Annotated in this window: 6 protein-coding genes and 2 pseudogenes; all 8 read left to right on the forward strand. The window is 27.1% G+C overall.

Translation table 11 applies throughout. The features are described 5' to 3' along the window. Positions 1 to 50 precede the first annotated feature (50 nt). The 8 genes and pseudogenes from ACTNAO_RS10520 to ACTNAO_RS10555 all read left to right on the forward strand — a co-directional run bounded on the left by ACTNAO_RS10520 (position 51) and on the right by ACTNAO_RS10555 (position 6,524). The gene (locus tag ACTNAO_RS10520) at positions 51 to 1,163 is read left to right on the forward strand and encodes a hypothetical protein (protein WP_441028815.1); all 1,113 of its coding nucleotides are present in this window, start codon (positions 51 to 53) and stop codon (positions 1,161 to 1,163) included. An 18-nt stretch (positions 1,164 to 1,181) separates the two neighbouring features. Then, positions 1,182 to 1,502, forward strand: coding sequence for a hypothetical protein (locus tag ACTNAO_RS10525; protein WP_441028813.1), 321 nt, complete (start codon positions 1,182 to 1,184; stop codon positions 1,500 to 1,502). Positions 1,503 to 2,248: 746 nt separating this feature from the next. Then, positions 2,249 to 2,623, forward strand: a complete 375-nt coding sequence (locus tag ACTNAO_RS10530; RefSeq protein WP_441028811.1) for a deaminase domain-containing protein — start codon at positions 2,249 to 2,251, stop codon at positions 2,621 to 2,623. 18 nt (positions 2,624 to 2,641) lie between these two features. Then, complete coding sequence (locus ACTNAO_RS10535; protein ID WP_441028809.1) at positions 2,642 to 2,959, forward strand: hypothetical protein; 318 nt, start codon at positions 2,642 to 2,644, stop codon at positions 2,957 to 2,959. 745 nt (positions 2,960 to 3,704) lie between these two features. Next, entirely contained in the window at positions 3,705 to 4,550 is an 846-nt protein-coding gene (locus tag ACTNAO_RS10540) for an ISL3 family transposase (RefSeq protein ID WP_441028807.1), read from the forward strand. Between the two features lie 430 nt (positions 4,551 to 4,980). After that, a pseudogene (locus ACTNAO_RS10545) lies at positions 4,981 to 5,277 on the forward strand (transposase); the annotation flags it as partial. A gap of 90 nt (positions 5,278 to 5,367) precedes the next feature. Next, positions 5,368 to 5,589, forward strand: a pseudogene (locus tag ACTNAO_RS10550) (integrase core domain-containing protein); the annotation flags it as partial. Positions 5,590 to 6,248: 659 nt separating this feature from the next. Next, positions 6,249 to 6,524: a hypothetical protein gene (locus ACTNAO_RS10555; protein ID WP_441028803.1), complete on the forward strand. Its 276-nt coding sequence runs from the start codon at positions 6,249 to 6,251 to the stop codon at positions 6,522 to 6,524. The last annotated feature ends 97 nt before the right edge of the window (positions 6,525 to 6,621 follow it).

Here is a 6,621-nt window from a genome sequence, read left to right on the forward strand (position 1 = left end):
TATAGCAAAAGTAAAATGTACCTTTCACGACAAAGTATTTGTTATGAAAGGTGCGTTTATTTAAAAATGGTATAGGTAATGCAAATGTAACAGGATTAACAATAGGACAAAATTTCTTATTAGGAATGTTTGATTCTGCTTATTCAATAGGAGATATGATTTATAGTATAGCAGATGATCCTATAAACGCACTAGAAGGTATTGTATTTATATTAAAGGCTATATCACCAGCAGGAATAATAACAGGTGAAAGTGCAGCATTTATAAATAGCATAGTGAGTAGTGCAGAAAAATGCATAGAAGAAATGGGAGATGGAAATGCAAATACTATAGCAAGAAAGCTAGGAAGAGTAGTAGGAGATATAGTAATTGCAGTAATAGCAGATAAAGGAGTAAACTATGCAAAGGCAGCAATAAGTGAATCATTAGATACAGGATTATTATCAAAATTAGACTTAACAATGTCAGAAGGCAATATAGTAAAAGTTTTAAGGCAAAGAATATTCTTAAAGAATGCTAATTGTGTAGATGATTTAGTAAAGGCAGGAATAAAGTCTTCTGATGATTTGATAAAAAATGGTATAATAAATGCAGATGATTTACTAGCAAAAGGAATAACATCAGCAGATGATTTAAGTAAGCTAGGATTTTCTTCAGTAGATGACTTAGTTAAGTTAAATATAATAGGTGAAGAAAATTTAGGAAAATTTGGAATTAATTCAATAGAAGAATTAAAGAAGGTTGGAGTAACTTCTGCAGATGATTTTGCTAAGATTGGATTTAAGGGGGTAAGTAAAGCTAAATGGAATTCAGCTGAATTATTAGATGAATTATCTAAGAGTGGTGTAAAATATAATCCAGATGATGTAGTTGCAGTAACAAAAACTGCTGATGGTAAATTAGTATGGTTAGAAAATGGAAATGATAATGCTGGATTACAACATATACTTAAGCATGCAGAACAATTTGCAACTAAAGGAGTATCTGAAGATAATATATCAGATTTTATTATGACTGCCCTAAAAGATGGTAAAGTTGTAGGAACACAGAGAACTAGAACCATTTATGAGGTGATGTATGAAGGAAAACTCCAGAGAGTGGCAATTTCAGTAGGTGATAATGGGTTTATAGTAGGTGCTAATCCTAAATCAATACCTAAGTAAAGAGAGGAGTATGAAAAGATGAAGAAGGAAATACGATTAATGTTGGATTATCAATGCTATCCAATTTGGATATACGATGAACATGGAGATTTTATTGATAATGATTTAGTTGAAGAGGTTGAGAAAGATAAAAATATCAGCCGTTTATTAGAAGATTTACAAGATACATTTGATTCATTATATCTTAATAATAAGAATGAATTTAAGTATGTTGGATTTGCTAATGAAGGAGATAAGGAAGATTTCAAAAAGAAAGTTCAAAAAATATATGTTGGATTATGTAATCTTTTAGGTGATAAATATACTGTGAAAAATATGATAAGTATAAGTGATATGTAATATCGAAACTGTACTTCAAGTTGATAAAAGACATGATGTTGGTAGCCAGTTATTCTTGAAATTTGTGCTAATAAGCTTGGTATTAAGACATTAAGTGCTAATAAAGTATGGTTGGCGGACAATATATCAAGTAAATATATAAAGGTCACTTCATAATTATATTAAATCTGATAGCATAAAAATATAATTGTTCTAAAATGATTAAAATCGGCGGAAAGTATATAAATAAGTTACTGCATAATTTTAAGAATGCAGTGAATAGGGGCAAAGGGGGTAGAGTGGCAGATAAAATTGAAAAGTAATTTCTAGTTGATAAAGCTAAAAAGTATTTTCTAAAATATTTACCACCTTATCCCCTGTTGTTTAGAAAGAAACACACTACTCATATGTATTCGTAGGTGTAAGTTCGAAGAGCTGAATCAAAGATTCAGATTCTCACTTAAAGAAAATATCGTTGTAACTGAAATGTCGATACTTCAATTACAACGGTATTTTTTATTTAAGTATATTAATCAATATAAGAATAAGACAAGCAGTGTGATAAAATTAGGGTAATAGATTTAAGAAACTTAATATTGAAATACTAACTACATAACACTAAAAATGGTAAGTGATAAAAAGTAGTTAAAAATAGAACAAAACATTGAAAATGCTAGGTTTATAGAAAGGACAGACTCTGCCCAAAGGGGGCAGCTGAAGCTGTCAAGAAAACTTTAAAGAATAAAATCAGCAATATTCGATCTGAAATGCCTAATACTAATTTAAGTAAAAGAGGAAATATGGCTGCGGCAGAAGTAGATATTGATGGAATAAAAAAGGAATTTGTAGCACATAGCAAAATAAATTCAGTTGAGAGCAAGGGCAGTAATGTTAGCGACTTTTCATATTTGAAGCCTGAAAATGAACGTTTATTTACATCTTATGTTGTTGATAAATTTCCAAGATATCATGATACTGAAGCGAAGATACTTGAGGATATTGCTGGACAGATAAAAGACCCTAATATTTCAGGAACAATAAATCTATATTCAGAGCTTCCATGTTGTCAAAGTTGTTCTAATATAATATTAGAATTTAGAAGAAAATTTCCTAATATTAAGTTAAATATTTATGTTGAATAAAATAAGGAGGTATGAAGAATGATATTTGAATATGAAGAGTTAAGGAATTGTGTAAGGGAAGATTTTGAAACATTTTATAGAGAAATGAGATTTACAGAGGCACAAGTGATTCTAGCAGTTTTAAATGAGTATGAACATGGTGAAGAGTTTACGGTTACAGAAGAAATTTGTATATATTTATTTTTAGCCGAAATTTATAAAGAGGAAGGATTAAATGCAGTGGAGGTAACTAAAAAATTATTTGAACTATTATCTGAAAAAAATATACAAATAGTAAAAAAGGACTTGGGTGATAAATATTTGAATTTTAATGATGATTTAGAAAGAATAAAATAAGATAATTAAAGTACACTAGATTCAAAAAAATAATAATCTTAATGCATAATAGTTAGAATTTATAGGAGGTAGCAAAATAGGTATTCCTATAAAGAAATAAGACTGCATAATATTAATAATGTAGTGAATAGGGTCAAAGGGCTAGATAAAATTGAATAGTAATTTTTAGACGATAAAGCTAAAAAGTATTTTTCAAAATTTTTACCTCCTATGCCCCCTTTCAACCTAAAGTAGAAGAAAATATCGTTGTAACTGAAATGTTGATACTTCAATCACAACGGTATTTTTTTGTTTATGTAAATTACTTAGTGTAGAAATCAAAGGTGTAGCATGATAAAATTAGATTAACAGATTAAGGGAAATTAAGGATAAAAAAGTAACTACATAATGCTAAAAATGGTAAGTGATTAGAAGTAGCTAAAAAATAGTGTAAGGCATTGAAAACACTAGATTTATAGAAAAGACAGACTCTACCACAAGACCAGCTATGTGAAGTCAATAGGTGATCTGAAAAATGTTATATTTGAAAATTTAGGATACAGTTGTTGGTGTCAATATAAATTGGTTCTTCCGTAAAAATCCGTGTTCATATATTTTAAATGTACATTTATCAATGCTTTTACAAATATTATTTCCGTTAATACGAATATTTGCGGAAGAGCCTATAAATTCGGTTCTTCCGCACATATCCGTACTTGTGTTATAATATGTATATTAATTTATATGTATATATGAGGTATTTTTTATGTGTGATTCATCAATAGATTTACAAAATTTTTTTCCAAGCAAACAATTTAAAATTATTAATGTATCTGAAAGTGATACTGATATAAAAATAAAATTAAAATCTCAAAATAGTAGTTGTATTTGCCCTAAATGCAATAAAATTAGTACTAAATATCATGGAACTTATACAAGAAAAGTTCAGGATTTACCTATTTTAAATAAACAAGTATGGCTAGAAATTAGTGCCTATGAATATGATTGTGAGAATATTAATTGCACTAATAAAACAATAGTAGAATCATTTGAAGGTTTTATAAGTTATTATAGTAGAATGACAGAACGATTATCTGATTTTTTATGTAGTTTAGCTTTAGAAACAAGTTGTGAAGGAGCTGCGCGTATCGCAAAAAATATGAAAATAAAAGTTAGCGGAGATACAATTATTAAGATATTACTAAAAAAGTATGATGCTATGAATACAAATACTTGCAGTAGCACTGTTGGAATAGATGATTTTGCTTTTAAGAAAAGGCATAATTATGGAACAATTATTGTTGATGAAAAAACACATAATCCCATAACTATATTAGATGGTAGAGATGGTAAAACACTATCAAAATGGTTAAAACAAAATAAACATATAAAAACAGTTACCCGAGACCGCGCAAGCGCTTATGCTAAAGTTATTGAACAAGAATTGCCAGGGGTAATGCAAATTGCAGATAGATTTCATATTCACCAAAATTTACTACAAGCCATAAAAAAAGCCTTATATAAAGAAATTCCTTCAAGTATTAAAATTGAAAATCAAACTAATTCACATAATGAGGAACCTAGTAAAAAAAATCCTAAAAACTGTGGATAACTTTACAGATGCTGAACAAATACGCATTAAATTAATACATAAAATACAACAAATGAAAAAACAAGGTTATTCAATAAGTGAAATATCAAGATTACTAGGCAAAGATAGACGTACCATAAGAAAATATATCAAAGGCAATCCATATGATTTATGCAAACATCTCAGAAAAAGATATAATCCTTATGAAAATAGAATTATTAGTTTGATAATTGATGGGTATATTGAAAAGCAAATTATAGATATATTAATAACTGAAGGATACAATCTATCAAGAAGCAATGCCAGACATATGATTCGTAAAATTGTTAAGGATAATAATCTTAATATAAACAAATATTCTCCTAATAACAATAGTATAAAAACCAGTAAAGGTGCTAGTGATACTAAATATATTTATATAAAGAGGAATTACATCTTTGATTATTTATGGATGGATGCCCAATTAGATAAAGTAGAGAAAGATTATATAATTCTTAATCATCCTAAAATATTAGAATTAAAAAAATGTATCATTGAATTTAGAGAATTGTTTAAAAACAAGAGTTTAACATTATTGTATATATTTATAGAAAAATATATGCAAACAGATATTTCAGAAATATCTTCTTTTACTAGGGGCTTATTAAGAGATATTGAAGCTATTGAAAATTCAGTTTGTAGTTCTCTAAGTAATGGATTTGTTGAAGGTACTAACAGCAAATTAAAAATGATAAAACGAACAATGTATGGTAGGTGTAGTCAAAAACTTCTCGCTGCAAAATTGATGTTATGTAAAAACGAATATTTGCGGAAGAACCAAATTTATTTTACCACTAACACTCAAAGTATGAGTAAAGCAGGTTATCCCTACGACGATGCTTCAATGGAACGTTATTTTAATACTTTAAAGCGAGAACTTATCAATCAACATTATTATTATAATGATAAAGAACTAAATGATTGTACCTATGATTATGCATATGTGTGGTACAACCATTTACGTCCACATACTTTTAATAATGGATTAACTCCATTTGAAGCAAGATTTAACAATAATTAGGGTTAGATGTTACAAAAATGCTTGACCACAACAATTGTGGAAGAAAAATTAAGTGGATATAAAAAAAGATAGTTATTAGAACAAACAGAAATTGTAATGAAATAGAATATGCTGATGAAATGAAAAGTGTTGTAATGAAGCTAATATATATAAGATATGTGAATACATTAGATATTCTAAAAGGTAATAAGGATATAAATCAAATTAATATAATTGGTGTAATTATAGCATATATGGATAGTTATAATTTATTACTGGGATAGCTGTATAAAACAGAAAATCAAATAAGCAACTAATATAAAACTAAATGAAAAATTAAATGTGATTTTTGTGACTTTTAAATAAAGTTTAATCATTATTTAGTGTAGAAATACTTATAAATGGCTTAACTACGTTAGAAATCTACTATTTAGTTTAAACTTTATAAAAAAAATAATCTGATTACTTATATTAAATGATTAATTTTGATTTGACCTTGTTATAAAAGCACTATTTGGTTCTTCTGGAAATAAGCCATTTGTAGTGGATATTTTGATCAAACTTTGTTATAAAACAATCAAAAAATATATAATTTACATAATATACATATTAATTAAACAAATTATCTAAATATATTTATTAGAATATAATAAATATATTTAATAAAATGGGGTGATTGTATGTGTATATTGTCAAATGTAAATTATGATGATGAAAATGAAATATATTATATCAGTGATTATCATCAATACTGGTTATATGATAAAAATTACGAAAAACAAAGAAATCCGGAATTCGATAATTATAATGGAGGGTATATACTAGATGTTAAGAACAATAAGTCCAGTGGTTTAAATTATTATACAGAACAATTAGAAAAAATCATTAATGTAAATGATGAATTACTCAATAATAATTGGATAATAAATTTAATACCATCTCTTAAGCCCCTATAATTATTTGGACAAAGGATATTGGTATAAGTTATACTAAATATAGTAATTATTGGAGGTAATTTATGAAAGGAAAAACTTATTCAGAAGAATTTAAAAA

The sequence above is a fragment of the Clostridium sp. HCP1S3_C6 genome (genome assembly GCF_052066735.1).
Classification (GTDB): Bacteria; Bacillota; Clostridia; order Clostridiales; family Clostridiaceae; genus Clostridium.